Consider the following 18,524-nt stretch of genomic DNA (forward strand, 5'->3'; position numbering starts at 1 on the left):
TGATCGACGGCGTGACTGCTGACGACGCCACCCCCTCGATGCTGCCCGACCCGACGATGCCGGTCGCGTCCCCGTCGGCGTCTGCGATGCGGCGGGCGCTGCGCAGGGCCCGCGACGGGGCGACGCTGAACGTGGACGAGGCGACGGTCCTGCTGCACGCGACGGGCGCGGACCTCGACGACCTGAGCGCATCCGCGGCGCGGGTCCGGGATGCCGGCCTCGACGCGGCGGGCCGCCCGAAGACCGTGAGCTACTCGCGCAAGGTGTTCATCCCGCTGACCCGCCTGTGCCGCGACAAGTGCCACTACTGCACGTTCGTCACCGTGCCCGGCAAGCTGCGGGCCGAGGGCCACGGGATGTACCTGGACCCGGACGAGGTCCTCGACATCGCGCGACGCGGCGCGGAACTGGGCTGCAAGGAGGCACTGTTCACGCTCGGCGACCGGCCGGAGGAGCGGTGGCCCGAGGCGCGCGAGTGGCTCGAGTCCCGCGGCTACGACTCCACCCTCGACTACGTGCGGGCGATGTCGATCCGGGTGCTGGAGGAGACGGGACTGCTCCCGCACCTGAATCCCGGGGTGATGAGCTGGGAGGAGATCTCCCGGCTCAAGCCGGTCGCACCGTCGATGGGCATGATGCTCGAGACCACGTCGACCCGGTTGTTCACCGACAAGGGGGAGTGCCACCACGGGAGCCCCGACAAGGATCCGGCCGTGCGACTGCGGACGCTGACCGACGCGGGACGACTGTCGGTGCCGTTCACCACCGGGCTGCTCGTCGGGATCGGCGAGACGATGACCGAGCGCGCCGAGACGATCATGGCGATCCGCAAGTCGCACAAGGCGTTCGGACACGTGCAGGAAGTGATCGTCCAGAACTTTCTGGCCAAGGACGACACCGCGATGCGGGACACGCCGGACGCGGGGATCGACGAGTTCCGCGCCGCGATCGCCGTCACCCGGCTGGTGCTGGGGCCGTCGATGCGGATCCAGTCGCCGCCGAACCTGGTGTCGGCCGCCGAGTGCCTCGCGCTGATCGCGTCCGGTGTCGACGACTGGGGCGGCGTGTCTCCGCTGACCCCCGACCACGTCAACCCCGAACGGCCGTGGCCGAACCTCGACACCCTCGCCGAGATCACCGCGCAGGCCGGGTACACGCTGGTCGAGCGGACCGCCGCGCAGCCGCAGTACGTGCTGGCCGGGTCGCCCTGGATCGATCCGCGCATCTCCGGCCACGTGCAGGCGCTCGCCGACCCGGTCACCGGCATGGCCCGCCCCGACGTGATCCCGGCCGGGTTGCCGTGGCAGGAGCCGGACGAGATGTGGTCCTCGAGCGGCCGTATCGACCTCGACACCGCCATCGACACCGAGGGCCGCCTGACCGAGACGCGGTCCGACCTGGGGAGCGCGTTCGGCGACTGGGAGACGGTGCGGGAGCAGGTGCTCTCGCTCAGCGCGCCGCAGAAGGTCGACTCGGACGTGCTCACCGCGCTGCGCAACGCGGAGCAGGATCCGGCCGGGTGCTCCGACGACGACTACCGGGCGCTGGCGACCGCCGACGGCGCCGGACTCGAAGCCCTCGTCGCGTTGGCCGACGACCTGCGCCGCGAGGCCGTCGGCGACGACGTCACCTACGTCGTGAACCGGAACATCAACTTCACCAACATCTGCTACACCGGCTGCCGGTTCTGTGCGTTCGCGCAGCGCAAGGGCGACGCCGACGCGTTCACCCTGTCGGCGTCGGAGGTCGCGGACCGAGCGTGGGAGGCGCACGTCGCCGGCGCGACCGAGGTGTGCATGCAGGGCGGCATCGACCCGGAGCTGCCGGTCACCGGCTACGCCGACCTGGTGCGGGCGGTGAAGGCGCGGGTCCCGTCGATGCACGTGCACGCGTTCAGCCCGATGGAGATCGTCAACGGGGCCTCCCGCGGCGGGCAGTCGGTGCGGGACTGGCTGACCGAACTGCGCGCCGCCGGCCTCGACACCATCCCCGGCACCGCCGCGGAGATCCTCGACGACGAGGTCCGCTGGGTGCTCACCAAGGGCAAGCTGCCGACCAGCACCTGGGTGGACGTGGTCACCACGGCACACGAGGTGGGCCTGCGGTCGAGTTCGACAATGATGTACGGCCATGTCGACCAGCCGCACCACTGGGTGGGGCACCTGAACGTGCTGCGTGGAATCCAGGACCGAACGGGCGGTTTCACCGAGTTCGTGCTGCTGCCGTTCGTTCATCAGTCGTCGCCGCTGTACCTGGCGGGGGCGTCGCGGCCGGGGCCGACGATGCGGGACAACCGGGCCGCGCACGCGCTGGCACGGGTGATGCTGCACGGACGAATCCACAATATTCAGACGAGTTGGGTCAAACTGGGGATCGAGGGCACCCAGGCAATGCTGCAGGGTGGTGCGAACGACCTCGGAGGCACGCTGATGGAGGAGACCATCTCCCGCATGGCCGGCTCGCAGCACGGGTCGGAGAAGACCGTCGCCGAACTCCGCGCGATCGCGGAGGGAATCGGCAGGCCCGCGCGCGAGCGGACGACCAGTTATGCCCAGCGAGTGGTCGTGTCATGAGCGGCGACCCGATCGGTGACGAGCGCGTCGTCGCGGTCCTCGACCGGGCGGCCTGGGGCGTGAACCCGGTCCTCGACCTCGCCGCCGCCGATCCGTTCGGGATCAAGGCGCGCACCTTCCTGCCGCCGGTGGAGGGCGGGACGGCCACCGACCGGGTCCTCGACGCGGTGGCGTGGCTGCTCGACTTCGCCGAGGTCCCCGGCACGGCTGCGTGGGAGCGCGCGGGCGACGAACGTCGCGCACGGTGGTGGCTCACCCGGTTCGGGACGCTGAACACCATCGCCGTGGCCCTCCCCGGGGTGTTCGGGCCGTTGGCGAGGCGACTGCCGATGCAGGAGGCGCTCGGATTCGCCAACCAGACGCTGGTCCTCGTCGCGGTGGCCCGTGAGCTCGGAGTCACCGACCGGACCGCGCAGGTCGAGATGCTGGCGTCGGTGCTGTGCGGCCGGAAGATCGACGCGCGCACGCTGCTCTCCGGCGGGGAGTCGGACGGCGACACCGCCTCGACGGGCTGGCACCCGTTCGCCGGACTGGGCGGACTGTGGGCGACGGCGCGGGCGCTGCGGGCCATTCCCGACGAGCTGCATCGCAGGCCGCAGCCCGCGCGGGCGTGGCAGGTGCTCGGCCACCTGCCGGTGGTGGGCGCCGTCGCGAGTTACCTCGGTGAGCGTGGAGCCCTGTTCGATGCCGCGGTGCAGGGGAAACGGTGGATCGACGAGCACACGGTCCGGACAGCGGTCGCGGGCAAGGGTGAGCGCGGAATCACCACCGTCTGAGGGCACCCTTACCGGACCGGTCTCCGGCGTAGGGGTGATACTGGTAACCCGGGAACCACACTTCGTGGTGTCCTGCGAAGACAGGTCCGTGTCAGAAAGGCAGCGGCAGTGCCCTACACGATTGCTGAACCGTGCGTGGATGTGCTCGACAAGGCATGCATCGAAGAATGCCCCGTCGACTGTATTTACGAGGGCGGCCGGATGCTCTACATCCACCCCGACGAGTGCGTGGACTGCGGAGCGTGTGAGCCGGTCTGCCCGGTCGAGGCGATCTTCTACGAGGACGACGTCCCCGATCAGTGGAACGACTACGTCTCCGCGAATGTCGACTTCTTCGTCGAACTCGGTTCCCCCGGTGGCGCTGCCAAGCTCGGCAAGGTCGACTACGACCCGCCGTTCATCAAGGCGCTGCCGCCCATGGGCGAGCACTGAGCGTCCGGGTACGCGAACGTGCCACGTAACGCTGTCTCGCGCGGGCTCCCCGATTTTCCGTGGGACTCGCTCGCCGGCGCGAAGGCCAAGGCCCAGTCGCATCCCGACGGCATCGTCAACCTGTCGGTCGGTACGCCGGTCGACCCGGTGGCGCCGCTGATCCGGGATGCCCTCGCGTCGGTGTCGCAGGTGCCCGGGTACCCGACGACGCACGGTGAGCCCGCGCTGCGGGAGGCCGCGGTCGCGGCACTCGCCCGGCGGTACGGCGTCACCGGGATCGACCCGGTGGCCGTGCTCCCCGCGATCGGTACCAAGGAGATGATCGCCTGGATGCCGACCCTGCTGGGGCTCGGCGCGGGCGATCTCGTCGTGATCCCCGAGGTCGCGTACCCGACGTACGAGGTCGGGGCGCTGATGGCCGGGTGCCGTGTGCTCCGCGCGGACGGTCTCACGCGCCTCGGCCCGGAGCGGCCCGAACTGATCTTCATCAACTCGCCGTCCAACCCGACCGGCAAGGTGCTCGGCATCGACCACCTCCGCAAGGTCGTGGACTTCGCCCGTAGCCGGAACGCGATCGTCGTCTCCGACGAGTGCTACCTGGGTCTGACCTGGGAGGCCGAGGCGGCCTCGATCCTGGACCCGCGGGTCTGCGACGGTGACCACACCAATCTGCTTGCGGTGCACTCGCTGTCGAAGACGTCGAACCTGGCCAGCTACCGTGCCGGCTTCGTCACCGGCGATCCGGCCCTGGTCGCCGAACTGCTCGAGGTGCGTAAGCACGCAGGCATGATCGTGCCCTACCCGGTGCAGGCCGCGATGACGGCGGCGCTCGGCGACGACGACCACGAGAACGAGCAGCGCGAGCGGTACCGCAAGCGCCGCGAGATCCTGCTGGACGCGGTCCGTCGTGCGGGTTTCACCGTCGACAACTCCGAGGCCGGCCTGTACCTGTGGCTGACCCGCGAGGAGGCGTGCCGCGACACCGTCGACTGGTTCGCCGACCGCGGCATCCTCGTCGCACCCGGCGACTTCTACGGTCCCGGCAGCCGCCGCCACGTGCGGATGGCCCTGACCGAGACCGACGAGCGGATCGCGGCGGCGGCTTCTCGCCTGTAGGCGTCTCAACCCTTGCCTCCCGAATGGCCCATTCAGTCGTCCTGAACGACCGAATGGGCCATTCGGGTTCACGGCGCAGGCACCCCGGTTGGGTTAGCCTGGACGGCAGTTCCTCGTTGACGGGGTGCGCCCCGCTCAACGGTCGGTGACTCGGGGCAGGAGGCAGCATGGACGCCGTCACGGGAGTTCCCTCGCCGGTCAACGAACCGGTCCACTCGTACGCACCCGGAAGTCGCGAACGCGCGATTCTCGCGACCGAACTGGCCGAGCTCGCGGGCGCGCCGGTCGACCTGCCGCACGTGATCGGCGGGGTGCACCGGATGGGGTCGGGGGAGCGGACAGAGGTGGTACAGCCGCACCGGAGGGCCGCTGTCCTCGGCACGTTCACCGAGGCCACCAACCAGGACGCGGACGCCGCCGTGACCGCGGCCGTCGCGGCGGCCCCGGAATGGCGGGCGCTGCCGTTCGACGAACGCGCCGCGGTGCTGCTGCGGGCGGCCGACCTGCTGTCCGGGCCCTGGCGTGAAACCATCGCCGCGGCAACGATGCTGGGCCAGTCGAAGTCGGTGCAGCAGGCGGAGATCGACGCACCGTGCGAGCTGGTCGACTTCTGGCGGTTCAACGTGCACTTCGCCCGGCAGATCCTCGCCGAGCAGCCGGTGTCGAGCCCCGGGGTGTGGAACCGGATGGAGTATCGGCCGCTCGAAGGGTTCGTATACGCCGTCACGCCGTTCAACTTCACCGCCATCGCGGGCAACCTGCCGACCGCGCCCGCGCTGATGGGGAACACGGTGGTGTGGAAGCCGTCGCCCACGCAGACGCTGTCGGCCTACTGGACGATGAAGCTGCTGGAAGCGGCGGGCCTGCCGCCCGGGGTGATCAACCTGGTCACCGGGACCGGGCCGTCGGTGTCGGACGTGGTGCTGTCCGATCCGCGCCTCGCCGGGATCCACTTCACCGGCTCGACCCGGACCTTCCAGCACCTGTGGCGAGAGGTGGGCACCCACATCGACCGCTACCACGGCTATCCGCGCCTCGTCGGGGAAACCGGAGGCAAGGACTTCGTGGTCGCGCACTCGTCCGCCGACCCGGACACGTTGCGCACCGCGCTGATTCGAGGTGCCTTCGAGTACCAGGGGCAGAAGTGTTCGGCCGCCTCCCGGGCCTACGTGCCGCGATCCGTGTGGGAGGAGATGGGGCAGGACCTTCTCGCCCAGGCGGACGAACTCGCCTACGGTGACGTCACCGACCTGACGAACTTCGGTGGGGCGCTGATCGATCGGCGCGCCTACGACAAGAACGTCGCGGCAATCGAACGGGCCCGCGGCGCCGCGGGGGTGAAGGTCGCGGTCGGCGGAGTCCACGACGACAGCGTCGGCTGGTTCGTGCGGCCGACGGTGCTGCTCGCGGACGATCCCGGTGACGAGTCGTTCGCCACCGAGTACTTCGGGCCTGTCCTGTCCGTGCACGTCTACGACGACGACACACCGACCGCCTTCGCGGAGATGTTGGCCGTGGTCGACCGGACCGCGCCGTACGCCCTGACCGGCGCCGTGATCGCCGACGACCGGGTGGCGGTCGAGAAGGCCTCGGCGGCACTGAGATTCACTGCCGGCAATTTCTACGTCAACGACAAGCCGACCGGGGCGGTGGTCGGGCAGCAACCGTTCGGTGGGGCGCGGGCCTCCGGCACCAACGACAAGGCCGGCTCGCCGCTCAACCTGCTGCGGTGGACGTCGGCGCGCACGATCAAGGAGACGTTCGTGCCGCCGGCCGACCATCGTTACCCACACATGGGGCCGGAGGTGTAGCGATGGCCAATCCGCTTCGTCCCGCGATTCTCGCAGCGTCCCGGTCGCCGCGGGTGAAGAGTGCGATCACCCACGCCCCCGGAACTCGCTCGCTGGTCACCAGGTTCGTGGCGGGGGAGTCCCGCGCCGACGCGCTGGCAGCGACCCGTGCCCTGCTCGACTCGGGACGGTCGGTCAGCCTCGACCATCTCGGCGAGGACACCACCGACATCACGCAGGCCAAGGTCGTCGTGGCCGAATATCGCTCCCTGTTGGGTGATCTCGGCGCGCTCGCGGAGGCAGGCGAGGCAGGGGCGCGCAGACTCGAGGTGTCGGTGAAACTGTCTGCCCTCGGACAGGCGCTACCCCGTGACGGGGACAAGATCGCCCTCGACCACGCGCGTGAGCTGTGCGAGGCGGCGCAGTCCGCGGGGGTGTGGGTCAGCGTCGACGCGGAGGACCACACCACCACCGACTCGACCTTGTCGATCGTGTCCGCGCTGCGCGCTGACTTCCCGTGGGTGGGCGCGGTCCTGCAGGCGTACCTGCGGCGGACCGAGAGCGACTGCCGCGACCTCGCGGGGCCGGATTCCCGAATCCGGCTGTGCAAGGGCGCGTATCGCGAATCGGCGTCCGTCGCGTTCCAGTCGACGGCGGAGGTGGACGACTCCTACCGCCGGTGCCTGACGATTCTGTTCGGCGGTGACGGCTACCCGATGGTGGCTTCCCACGACCCGGCGATGATCGACGCCGCCGGTGCCGAGGCCCGGCGCACCGGCCGCGGGCCCGACCGCTACGAACACCAGATGCTGTTCGGCATCCGGGACGTCGAGCAGCAGCGCCTCGCCGACGCGGGCACCCGCATGCGGGTCTACGTGCCGTACGGCGCGCAGTGGTACGGCTACTTCATGCGCCGGCTCGCGGAGCGTCCCGCGAACCTCACCTTCTTCCTGCGGTCGCTGGCGACGCGGAGCTGAGTGGACGCAGTTCGCCGTCCCGTTCGCGGACGGTGCGTTCGGCGTCGTCGCGTTCATAGGCGCGGGTGCCCAGTCGGGCCTTCATCGCTGTGAGCGCCCGGGTGCGCCGCTCGGTGCCGCGGCGTTCGGCGCGCTTCCTGCCGCCCGCGATGCTCAGCAGGTCGCGGGCGAGGTTGCGCGCGAACCAGACCGGGATCGCGGCCGCGAGCGGACTGAGCCGCGGGATGCCGACGGCGTCCGCGTACTCGGATCCGAACGACAGGCGGGCCAGGTCGGCGTGGAATCGGTGGTAGACCCAGCTGCGGACCCGACTGCCCTCTACGCCGTAGATCTGCGGAACCGCACGGAGCACGGCCTCGGTGAGGGCGCGGGAGGACTCGTCGGGATCGACCTCCGACCACACGGCCAGCCACACGAGGCGCAGCAATTCGTCGATCGAGGTGACCTGCAGCTCGGCGGTGACGCCCATCGTGTGCGCCATGTAGCGGTACAGGTGCACGATCGCGTCGCGCTCGCGCCGCGAATACCAGTGTCCCCCGGCCATTGTCGCGAGCGCGACCCCGACGATGGGGATCATGGTCACGCAGTAGTGGAGCTGGTTCACCGGCTCGCCGTGCGACGCGCTGTCCCAGTCGTCGAGGCCGGACAGCCCGGCGCGGATGTACCCGTGGACGAGCCGGACCCGTGCCGTGTTCTGCAGCCCGGTGCCGAAGCGTTCCATGCCACCGAGCGCGGTGCAGTCCATCGACCACGACACCGTTTCGACGACGCGGGCGGCGGCGCGGCGGTCGAGGTCGCCGCCGCGCAGCAGGACGTCGTTGACGCGGGGCGAGACGTAGCTGCCGGGGAAGGCGATGGCCGCGGTGAACGGCATGAGCGTGCTCATCGGGAGGCGGGCGATCGCGCGCGCCGCAACGTCGAGTTTGTCGTAGTCCACCCAGAACGGCACGTCGTCGAGCGCCGCGATGAACGCTGCGAGCTCCGGTTCGGGGTTCGCGACCGTCTCGATGCCACCGGTGAGTGCCTGCTCGAACCGGGCGCGGATGGCGGCGCGGTCGCCGCGGCGCATCGCGGCGACCAGGTCATCGGCGACCGGGTCGCAGGCGTTCGCGAACTTGGCGAACGCCCGGGCCTGCGCGTGGGTGGGGCGGACGCTGTCGCCTCCGAGGAGCCCCATCGCCAGTTTCGGGGCGCCCTGGCTCAGGATCGATTTCGGTGCCGGCCGGGCGGTCCGGTCGTGCAGTCTCGCGGTCGACGGAGCGTCGGTCGGCATGGATTCCCCCAGTCGTGGTCGGTGCGGCGAGGCGACTATGGCACATCGGTGAACGTTTGATTCCGGAATTGGACGTTTCCGTTGTGGGAGCTGTGCCAGACTGACGCTCATGCCTGCAGTTCGCGTCTACGGGGGTGTCTCGCCCGCGGACCGGCGTGCCGACCGACGTGCCCGGCTCGCCTCTGCCGTCGTCGACATCGTCGGTGAACAGGGCTGGTCGGCGGCGACGGTGCGGCACGTTGCCGCGACGGCCGGGGTGGGCGCGCGGTTCTTCTACGAGAGCTTCGCCGACATGACCGACCTCGTGATCACCGCCTACGACGAGCTCGGTGCCGAACTGCTCGCGGGCGCCGTCGAGGCGATCGCCGCGACCGCGACGACCGGCGAACCCGACCGCGACCTGCACGCGAAGGCCAGGGCCGCCGTCGGAGCCATCGTCGACGGCGTCGCCGAGAACCCCCGGCGGGCGCGGTTCCTGCTCACGGACGCCCCGGTCCTCGCCGAACGCAAGAGCGCGGTGTTGCACATGGTGGCGCAGGAACTCGCCCGCCAGAGCAGCGAGGCGGGCGCCGCACTCGACCTGCGGCAGGCGCAGCTGTGCGCGACGGTCGTGATGGCGGGCGCCGTCGAACTCGTGCGTGGTTGGGTCGACGGCACCCTGGACGTGGGGCCCGACGAGCTGACCGCGATCGTGGCGAGCACGCTGTCCACGCTCACGGCGACCATGCCGGACATCGTTCGGCGAAAATGACATGTGAGACGCTGGGCTCGTGCTGCTCCGCTCTCTCGATGCCCTGGCCGTCGCGCGTGGCGACGACGTGCCCGATGCCGTCACGATCGACGGTCGGGTCCTGTCCCGCAGTGACCTCGTCGGTGCGGCCGGTGCGCTGGCTCGCCGCATCGCCGGCGCCCGCTGCGTCGCGGTCCTCGCCGAGCCCACGGCCGCGACCGTCGTCGCGATCGTCGGCTGTCTGTTCGCCGGGGTCACCGTCGTCCCGGTGCCGCCGGACTCCGGGCCTGCGGAGCTGAACCACATCCTGACCGACTCGGGTGCGCAGGCGTGGCTGGGGAAGGCGCCGGAGGGTTCGACACTTCCCGTCGTTCCCGTTCGGGTGAATGCCCGCGACTGGCACGGACATCCCGAGCCGCACCCGTCGTCGACGGCGTTCGTCCTCTACACCTCCGGCACGACCGGCGCACCGAAGGGCGTGCTGCTGTCGCGGCGTGCCATCGCCGCCGGGCTCGACGCGCTCGCGCGGGCGTGGGAGTGGACGTCGAAGGACACTCTGGTGCACGGACTCCCGCTGTTCCACGTGCACGGCCTGATCCTCGGGCTGCTCGGGCCGCTGCGCGTCGGCAGCCGGCTCGTGCACACAGGCAAGCCGACCCCGGCCGCCTACGCCGAGGCGCACGGGACCCTGTACTTCGGTGTGCCGACTGTGTGGTCGCGCATCGTGGAGGACGAGGACGCGGCGAAGGCGCTGTCCGGTGCCCGGCTGCTGGTGTCCGGTAGTGCGCCGCTTCCGGTTCCGGTGTTCGAGAAGCTCGCCACGCTGACCGGTCTCACGCCCATCGAGCGGTACGGGATGAGCGAGACGATGATCACCCTCAGTACCCGCGCGGACGGTGAGCGTCGGCCGGGTTGGGTGGGTCTGCCGGTCGAGGGTGTGGAGACGCGGCTCGTGGCCGAGGACGGAACCCCGGTCCCGCACGACGGTGAATCCATCGGCGGTCTCCAGGTCCGTGGCCCGATGCTCTTCGACGGCTACCTGAACCGACCCGACGCCACCGCCGAATCGTGGACGGAGGACGGCTGGTTCGTCACCGGCGACGTCGCCGCGATCGACGCGGGCGGGTTCCACCGGATCGTCGGCCGCGCGTCCACGGACCTCATCAAGTCGGGCGGTTACCGCATCGGCGCGGGTGAGGTGGAGACCAGCCTGCTCGGCCATCCCAGCGTGCGGGAGGTCGCGGTTGTCGGACTGCCCGACGACGACCTCGGGCAGAAGATCGTCGCGTTCGTGGTCGGCGCGGATGCCGATCCAGACCAACTGATCGCCCACGTGGCGGGGGAGTTGTCCGTGCACAAGCGTCCGCGGGAGGTGCGCCTCGTGGAGTCGTTGCCCCGCAACGCGATGGGGAAGGTGCAGAAGAAGCTGCTGGGGGAGTAGGGATGTGAACCCGAGCGAGGTGAAACCCGGAAGGCGTTTGGGCAGTGATTCTGTCGCAATATTCGCTAGCGGTTCTGAAAGATGACCAATTTCGTCACGTCCTCAGCTGCTTTACCCGGGTCGCGCGGAACGAGTATCCGTCCTGTTCCCTTTGTTCCCATTCGAGGTCGACCACCTCACCTACGGTTAACCCGCGGAATCCGGTCCCGTCGATGTTGCTGTAGTGCGCCCAGCATCCACCCGGTGTTTCGGTGGAGTCCAACACGCCCCAGCCCAACTCGGCGTGCCACTCGCGCACCGTTCCAGTTGTTTCCACGACATGACGATCTCACGGTCCAGTCAAGGGCCGCCCGCTGAACGGGGTGTCGGCGTCGATTCGAGGGCACCTGATGGAAGAGGTTGTCGACGTAGATGCTGGCGGAAGCGCAGTGGCCGGCAGGCCGAATTCGTCACAGTCGAACACGTCGGATTACCACTGGAAAGTCGATCCGCAGCTGACGTCGCCGGAGTCGCGAAAACCCCTGTGCACAAGGCTTTTCTTCGGTGCGCAGGGGTTTTGCGCGTGCAGTACGGGTGTGTGTGGCCGAAGACGGGTGTGAACGACCTGCGTCCGCCAGCGACTGTCAGGCGCCCGGAAGGACCTCGACCGTGGCCTCGTCGAACTCCGGCAGGTCGAGCGGATCACCGAACGGTGGTACGTCTTCACCTGGAAGCCGTCGTCCTCCTTCACCAGATAGCCGGCGTCGTTGATCCAGTAGTGCATCCTCGACGGAATCTCCGATCTGAGGGCCTCGCGGACATCCGTACCCGACGGCTTCATGGCTTCGGGCAACGCCTCCATGGCCAGGTCGACCATCGCCTCGGGGTCGGGAGTCACAAAGAAGTGAGTCGCGAAGACACCGCCTCCGATGTCCTCGCGGCCGTTCTGGACGATCGCCGTGGAGCTCATGATCATCCTCTTCACCCCGTCGGGGTCGAAGGAGTTCGCCAGCACCTGCGTCGCGCCTTCTTCGTCCGGGAGGAGATCGCAGGTGCCGGGCTCCAAGTCATCGGCGGCGCCTTCCCCGCGCAGTACGTACATGACGTCGCCCCGCGTGAGGAGCTTCTGAATGGGGGAGGACGGGTCGCCGATCGAGATGCATACGACTCGCTGCGAGTAGTCGACTTGAGCCTCCATGACGGCGCCGCCGGTGTCGGACGTGACCCGGGTCGGTCCCGCGCTCAGAGTCTGCGCGACCGCCACTTTGAGCTTCTCGGCAGGCGACGCGGGGGCCCACCGTTCAGCGACAGGGGTAGGTTCCGCGGACTGCGCGGCGCCGGGGGCGTCGTCACCGCACCGTTGCCGCCCACGGCGACCGCGCCGGCGAACAGGGCCATGGCAAACAGGCGTCGAAGCGGAAAGTGCGTGCTCATTCGTTCTCTTTCGGTGGGTGGGTTGTCGAGTGTGCGCATATCCGTGGTGAGCAAGAGATGTCGCGACGGAAGTGCACTCTCGCACGGGCTTGCGGGGTGCGCTCATCCGCCCGTGGCGTTGAGCGCGGCGGTGTTGTCGTCCTCGGTGGGTCGGGTACATCGAGTGGATACGGGTGAACACGTTGCACGTGTCGGTAACCACGGCGATCGGTCGGCTGCGGAGCCAAGCATCGGTACGTCATCCGGGGTCGCCTCAGGCCGGGGCGATACCGAGTTCCGCACCCACGTACGACATGTCGTCGACGCCCTGGAGATTCGAGAATGCCTTGAAAGCAAGATCTTTGGACAGCCAGATCGGCGCGTCGACAGCCCCGAGATGACCGGGCGCCCACCGCCACCCGAGAACGCCCATCAGCCGGTCGATTTCCTTCAGGTCCGAACCTGCCAGATCCCAGAACATATACTCGCTGTCGATGTCACCACCGGAGTTGTGGAACTGCACGAACTGATTGTTCGGTCCTTGTCGAGAACATCCAGGATGACAACGCCCAGCCACGGCAAAGTCGACAGAACCCACTCGAACCGCGTGACGCACTCGTCCCACCCTGCGCACCCGCCGCACTCCGAGCTGACCAAGCCGCCGCCTGACACCACGCTGCAGTGCCGACGCCTGGTTGTCCTGATTCTCAGGAACGAAACGGCGGCACCCCGCGAGATGGCCCCCGCCCAGCCCGCCGAGGGTCGCAGGCAAACCGCAAACCTGGATCGATGCGATAGCCGTACTCACCAGCAGTGAACGACGGCCAAATTCATCTGATCCATGGACTCGCCACTGCCGGCCAATCGCTGCCAAAAGCGGCTGCGGCGCATAGTGTCGGGTTCACCACGGCGTGCCATCGAGCGCGGAGGTCAGCGTGACAGGATCAAGACCCAACGATCTTCCTGCCTGCGAGCAACCTTGTTGCAGCGATGTCGGCTCCCCGCACGCCAGCCGCGCTGGCCACGCCGAGCAGGTTTCGCTGCGGTGCAGCTCAGCCAGTCCCCGAGGCACGCTGCACGCCGTCGCGCGCGAATTACCGGTTCGACCAGACCTGGATCCCCGACGACATCGTGAAGATCAGCTGACCGCGATCGATCAACCGAGCCACCCGACTCCCACCACATCGAGGAGCATTCCATGAGCGATACCCGTTACGGGCTGAGCACCGACCAGGCCGCCCAATCGTTCGTCCCGGCGCACACCGACCTGCCCCATTCCGGTGGGGTGCCCGCACTCAATGCCGCCGACGCGTTCGTCGAGTCTCTCGGACGGGTCGTGTTCTACTGGGCCTACCCCGGCGTCGACACGTTCGGCCGCACCAACATGTGGACGATCATGGACGGCCAACGAGGCACCATGCTCGGCATCCTCCCCGCCGGCCCCAAGAACCACACCGGCGGCATGGCCGACTACATGGGCCCCGCTCAGCGGTGGGTGGTCACCCCCAACAACGACACCATCTACGGTGCCGGCTTCGCTGATCTCACCACCGAAGCCGTCGTCCTCCAAACCCCCACGAACACTCCGGAGGGTCACTACTGGACGATCCAGGTGACGGACGTGATGACCAATGTGTGGCACCAGCTCGGCTCTGCATCGGCCACCCCGCCGGGCAAGTACCTGCTCGTCGGCCCCAGCTGGGACGGCCAGCTCCCCGACGGGTTCCTCGACGTCCTCCGGGTGCCCACCAACGTCGCCGGGGTGTTCCCCCGCAGCTTCGCTGCGCGCTCGGAGTCCTCCAAGCAACAGGCCCGGGAGGTCCTCGACCAGATCGGCATGTACCCCCTCTCGGAGGACGAACCGGGCCCGCACGACTTCGCCTACAGCAAGTACGCCGACCACGCCGTGTTCCCTGCCGGAGTGACCGCGGAGATGATCGCGGCGAACCCCGAGGCCAGCCGACCCGACTGGGTCAAGCCCCACTCCTTCTGGGCCGATCTCGACGCCATGTTGGCGTTCAACCCGCAGCTCGCCGACGCAGACACCGCACTGGCCGACCAGGCCCGCGCGTTGGTCGAGTTGCACCGCACCGACGAGCGCGCCCGCGCCATCCTCGACCGCGTCGCCCTCAACGCCTACACCGAACTGCACTCGCTGGCCACCTACACCCACGCCGGCCTCGACGCCGGCAACGGCTGGCGCCGCCAACCCGACGGCGGCCTGTGGGGCAGCGACTTCTACGGACGGGCCATCGCCGCGGTCATCTACATCTTCGTCAACGACTTCCACGAAGCCGTCTACTTCACTCGCGGCACCGACGACGCAGGTCTGCCCCTCAGCGGCGGCAACGCGTACACGATGACCTTTGCCGCCGACGCCCTTCCCCCAATCGATCGCAGTCGGGGCGGCTTCTGGTCACTGACCATGTACAACGGCGACATCTTCATGCTTGCCGACTCCCCGAACGGCCGGGTCAATATCGGCACCGTCAACCTCGACGCCGACGAGCTCACATTCAACGACGACGGCACTCTCACCCTCCACCTCGGTGCCCACGAACCGACCGAACCTGCAGCGAAGGCGAACTGGCTGCCCGCCCCCGACGGGCCGTTCTGCATGGCGCTACGTACCTACGTTCCCGAGACGTCGGTCCTCGACGGCACCTACCGCTTCCCGGACGTCGTGCGAACCACCTAGCAGCTGTCGACCGGTCACTGCCGACGAGGACTCTTCTGCGGCTCAGCCACGCAGACCGTCGAGGAGGCCCGCGAGGGCAGTGCCGGTGTTCAGCGCCCCGAGAAGATCTGCGAGGTCTCGAGACTGCGTAGTGCTCAGATCGGTGAACATTTCGCGGCCGAGTCGTTCGATGAGTGCGTCGGCTCGGCCTGCCGTCGCTGATCCGTCATCGGTGAGCGCAACCGACCACCGACGGCGATCGGCCTTGTCGCGGGTGCGGGTCGCGAGACCAGCCTTCTCCAGGTCGTCGACGGTGGCCACGATCGTGGTCGCGTCGATTCTCGTTCGCCGACCGAGCTCCAGCTGCGACAGGGGTCCGTCCGCTGCAAGGACCTTGAGCAGCGTGTAGTGCCGAGTCCTCAAGCCGAGTTCTCCCAGCCGCTGCTCGGTGAGCCGGAATGCGACCTGTCCGAGCTTGAGCAGTACGCATCCGGGGTGTTCCGCCACCGACGCCGGAACCAACGACTCGTTCACATTGCCTGCCTTCCCAGTGTCTCGTGGCACCGACCCGAATTTATTGCGCCAAACCGATAGTCAGCACTACCGATTATTTGTATGGTGTGCCTCACACTATCCGCTGTTGTTGGCGGCACACACTCGGGGAGGGGTCGTGGTCGTGGGACTGACGTGGAACAACGCTCGACAGACAGGCGGATCGGCGGCACGGGCCGGGCTCGCCGGAGCGCTCGCCGTCGCGATCGGGGTCGCGGTCCTCGGCATCGGCCTCCCCGGCGTGGCCGCGGCAGACCCGGCCGCCCGCACGACGGAGTGGCTGTGCAACCCCGACGATCCCTCCGACCCATGCGATCTGCCTTCGGACACCACCGACCAGCTCACCGGCCAGACAACCGGCGCGACCGCTCGTGTTCCAGAGCATGACAAGCCGGTCGACTGCTTCTATGTCTATCCCACGGTGAGCAACCAGGTCGCCCTCAACGCCGACCTCGTCGCCTCGCCGGAAGTCGAATCGATCGCCCGATTCCAGGTCGCCCGCTTCGCGGACACGTGTCGAGTGTTCGCGCCCGTCTACCGGCAGGTTCCCCTGCTCGGCCTGCCCGCCGCCCTGGCAGGTCTGGAAGGCCCGATCGATCTCGCCTACAGCGACGTTCTCGCCGCATGGAACGACTACCTCGCCCACGACAACCACGGGCGCGGGGTCATCTTCATCGGACACTCCCAGGGCACGATGATGCTCCGGAAACTCATCCGCGAGCAGATCGATCCCCATTTTCAACTACGCGAACAGATGGTCGGCGCCTTCCTCATGGGCGGCAACGTCACCACAGAACGCGGAAGCACCGTGGGCGGTGACTTCACGAACATCCCCCTGTGCACAACACAGGGCGAATCCGGTTGCGTCACCGCGTACTCCACCGACCTGATCGGCCTTCCCTCCCTCTTCGGCAACAGCTCCTACGACCTGATCACCGCTCGTCTGGGCCTACCGACCGGCCCGGGCTATCAAGTCGCCTGTACCGACCCTGCCGTCCTCAGTGGCAACCCCGACCCGGTCGGGGCGACCGTCCCGAGTGCGCCGTACTCGTTCGGCATCATCTCGGTTCTGATGGATTACACGACCTTCCCGGAACCGCTCCCCACGTCGACCTCGACGTGGACCACAGGTAAGGGCCGGGGCACGGGGCAGTGCGTAGACCCGGACGGATTCCACCGCTACCGCATCCAGATGACCGTCCCGCAAGCCGTCAACGAGCTACCGCTGTTCGACACCCACCTGCTCGACATCAACTTCGGACTCGAGCGACTCGTCGACATCGCCAACCAGCAGAGCGCCGCCTGGCAGATGGCACACACCTGACGTTTTGCTGCCTCGACGACCCTCCGTGGCGGGAGGGCCATGTTCATCCGAGATGTTCGTTTCGCACCGCTCGCCGTTGGGCTTGGCTCCAGTGCAGGCGCGTGAATCAGGTGTGCCGATCGCGCTCGCCGAGGCTGTCGACGACACCGAGAACCCGTTGGATGCGCACAGGTCAACAAGGCAGTAGGCAGTTCGCCGTGAACCGACACCGCCTCAGCCGATGACGCCTGTCTGCACGCGGCCTCGAAGTGCGAACCTTATGCTTTACCGACGTTTACATCGATGCGTGAAGAGGTTCTCATGCCCACCGACCTGTCCACGGTCCGGCGACGGCCGAAAGATCGCAAGGCGCAGATCCTCGAGGCTGCGCGCGTGCTGATGGTCGAGGTCGGGTACCGGAACGTGTCGATGGCGATGATTGCGGACCGGGTCGGGATCACCGCGGGCGCGCTGTATCGGCATTTCGCCAACAAATCGGTACTGCTCGGCGCGGTGATCGAGCAGAGCTTCGACGAGGTGACACCGACGTTCGGGTCGCGGGCGAAGTTGGTCGACGCGCTGGCGGAGAGCTGTGAACGTGCGGTTGCCCATCAAGATGTCGGTGCATTGTGGTGGCGAGAAGCACGCAATCTGCCGGACGAGAAGCGGGAAGAACTGTCGGGGCGCCTGCGTGGGATCAACAGGCGGTACGCCGACCTGATCGCCGCCGAGCGCCCGGAGCTTCCAGGAGAGCAGGCCGAGGAGCTGGCGTGGGGGGTTCAATCGATTCTGGCCAGCCCCAGCTCGCACAAGTCTCGGATTCCTGAGTCGGACTACGCTGCACTGCTCATCGCGGCCTGCGCGGGGTTGTGCGCGACGCGATTGCCCACCCCGTCGCTTGTGGTGGAACAGACGGTGTCGCGGTTGAAGCCGGTGTCGAAGAGGGAGGCACTGCTCGGGCACGCCATCGTGTTGTTCGGCGAGAAGGGTTACGAAGCCACCGGGCTCGACGAGATCGGCGCGGTTGCCGGGGTGTCCGGCCCGAATCTGTACAGCTATTTCGACAGCAAGGCCGATCTGTTGCAGGCGGCCGTCGAGCGTGGCACGAGCGCGCTGTGGTTGCTGCTGCACACGGTGCTGCGGGAGAATTCCGCCCCGCAGGACGCACTGGCAGCCTTGGTGGCCGGTTATGTCGAACTGGCTTCGAACAAAACGATTTTGACGTCGTTGCTGCAGACGGAGCAGGCGACGCTGTCCGATGAGGCGCGGGTCCGCCAACGCGAGTACGTCGCCGAGTGGACGGCGCTGTTGGGCGCCTGTCGGCCGCAGCTGGACCACGCGACTGCGCGGGTGTTGGTGCACACCGGCCTCGGCGTGGTCCACACGCTCGCCCGGATCGAGCACCTGCATACGAACGCCACCCTGCGCGCCGATCTCGAGGCGATGACGCTGGCGGTGCTCTTCTCCGGGTGAACCGGATCCGGCGGCCGCG

General features: G+C 68.4%; 15 protein-coding genes. 11 read left to right on the forward strand and 4 right to left on the reverse strand.

Going from position 1 to position 18,524, the window contains the following annotated elements:
- Positions 1-38: 38 nt before the first annotated feature.
- The 6 genes from ACFSJG_RS04740 to ACFSJG_RS04765 all read left to right on the forward strand — a co-directional run bounded on the left by ACFSJG_RS04740 (position 39) and on the right by ACFSJG_RS04765 (position 7,664).
- Entirely contained in the window at positions 39-2,573 is a 2,535-nt protein-coding gene (locus ACFSJG_RS04740) for a bifunctional FO biosynthesis protein CofGH (RefSeq protein ID WP_378484256.1), read from the forward strand.
- Entirely contained in the window at positions 2,570-3,349 is a 780-nt protein-coding gene (locus ACFSJG_RS04745; protein WP_378484052.1) for a hypothetical protein, read from the forward strand. Before ACFSJG_RS04740 ends, ACFSJG_RS04745 begins: the two co-directional genes overlap by 4 nt.
- A 108-nt stretch (positions 3,350-3,457) precedes the next feature.
- Entirely contained in the window at positions 3,458-3,781 is a 324-nt protein-coding gene (fdxA, locus tag ACFSJG_RS04750; RefSeq protein WP_050063124.1) for a ferredoxin, read from the forward strand.
- A gap of 18 nt (positions 3,782-3,799) precedes the next feature.
- Positions 3,800-4,897, forward strand: a complete 1,098-nt coding sequence (gene dapC / locus ACFSJG_RS04755) for a succinyldiaminopimelate transaminase (protein WP_378484053.1) — start codon at positions 3,800-3,802, stop codon at positions 4,895-4,897.
- A 167-nt stretch (positions 4,898-5,064) separates the two neighbouring features.
- Positions 5,065-6,708 (forward strand): L-glutamate gamma-semialdehyde dehydrogenase, encoded by a 1,644-nt coding sequence (gene pruA, locus ACFSJG_RS04760; protein ID WP_378484054.1) that lies wholly within the window; start codon positions 5,065-5,067, stop codon positions 6,706-6,708.
- Between the two features lie 2 nt (positions 6,709-6,710).
- A complete protein-coding gene (locus ACFSJG_RS04765) occupies positions 6,711-7,664 on the forward strand; it encodes a proline dehydrogenase family protein (protein WP_378484055.1) in 954 nt (317 codons plus the stop codon).
- Here the strand turns inward: ACFSJG_RS04765 and ACFSJG_RS04770 are convergent.
- Positions 7,627-8,937 (reverse strand): oxygenase MpaB family protein, encoded by a 1,311-nt coding sequence (locus tag ACFSJG_RS04770; protein WP_378484056.1) that lies wholly within the window; start codon positions 8,935-8,937, stop codon positions 7,627-7,629. The genes ACFSJG_RS04765 and ACFSJG_RS04770 overlap by 38 nt on opposite strands.
- 109 nt (positions 8,938-9,046) lie before the next feature.
- Here ACFSJG_RS04770 and ACFSJG_RS04775 point away from each other — a divergent pair, with 109 nt between their 5' ends.
- Positions 9,047-9,688, forward strand: a complete 642-nt coding sequence (locus ACFSJG_RS04775) for a TetR/AcrR family transcriptional regulator (protein WP_378484057.1) — start codon at positions 9,047-9,049, stop codon at positions 9,686-9,688.
- A 19-nt stretch (positions 9,689-9,707) separates the two neighbouring features.
- Positions 9,708-11,108, forward strand: a complete 1,401-nt coding sequence (locus tag ACFSJG_RS04780) for an acyl-CoA synthetase (RefSeq protein ID WP_378484058.1) — start codon at positions 9,708-9,710, stop codon at positions 11,106-11,108.
- Between the two features lie 469 nt (positions 11,109-11,577).
- Here ACFSJG_RS04780 and ACFSJG_RS04785 read toward each other — a convergent pair whose 3' ends face one another.
- Positions 11,578-12,351 (reverse strand): hypothetical protein, encoded by a 774-nt coding sequence (locus ACFSJG_RS04785; RefSeq protein WP_378484059.1) that lies wholly within the window; start codon positions 12,349-12,351, stop codon positions 11,578-11,580.
- Between the two features lie 423 nt (positions 12,352-12,774).
- Positions 12,775-13,023 carry a hypothetical protein gene (locus ACFSJG_RS04790; protein ID WP_378484060.1) on the reverse strand — a complete coding sequence of 83 codons (249 nt, stop codon included), beginning with the start codon at positions 13,021-13,023 and terminating at the stop codon, positions 12,775-12,777.
- 675 nt (positions 13,024-13,698) lie between these two features.
- On the opposite strand from ACFSJG_RS04790, the gene ACFSJG_RS04795 reads away from it, so the two are divergent.
- On the forward strand, positions 13,699-15,198 hold the full coding sequence (locus tag ACFSJG_RS04795) for a DUF1254 domain-containing protein (protein WP_378484061.1): 1,500 nt from the start codon (positions 13,699-13,701) through the stop codon (positions 15,196-15,198).
- Between the two features lie 42 nt (positions 15,199-15,240).
- Here ACFSJG_RS04795 and ACFSJG_RS04800 read toward each other — a convergent pair whose 3' ends face one another.
- On the reverse strand, positions 15,241-15,741 hold the full coding sequence (locus tag ACFSJG_RS04800; protein ID WP_378484062.1) for a MarR family winged helix-turn-helix transcriptional regulator: 501 nt from the start codon (positions 15,739-15,741) through the stop codon (positions 15,241-15,243).
- Positions 15,742-15,847: 106 nt separating this feature from the next.
- On the opposite strand from ACFSJG_RS04800, the gene ACFSJG_RS04805 reads away from it, so the two are divergent.
- Positions 15,848-17,053: a DUF3089 domain-containing protein gene (locus ACFSJG_RS04805; protein ID WP_378484063.1), complete on the forward strand. Its 1,206-nt coding sequence runs from the start codon at positions 15,848-15,850 to the stop codon at positions 17,051-17,053.
- A 300-nt stretch (positions 17,054-17,353) separates the two neighbouring features.
- Positions 17,354-18,505, forward strand: a complete 1,152-nt coding sequence (locus ACFSJG_RS04810) for a TetR/AcrR family transcriptional regulator (RefSeq protein ID WP_378484064.1) — start codon at positions 17,354-17,356, stop codon at positions 18,503-18,505.
- The last annotated feature ends 19 nt before the right edge of the window (positions 18,506-18,524 follow it).

The organism is Rhodococcus gannanensis (assembly GCF_042681175.1).
GTDB classification, from domain to species: Bacteria; Actinomycetota; Actinomycetes; order Mycobacteriales; family Mycobacteriaceae; genus Rhodococcus_G; species Rhodococcus_G gannanensis.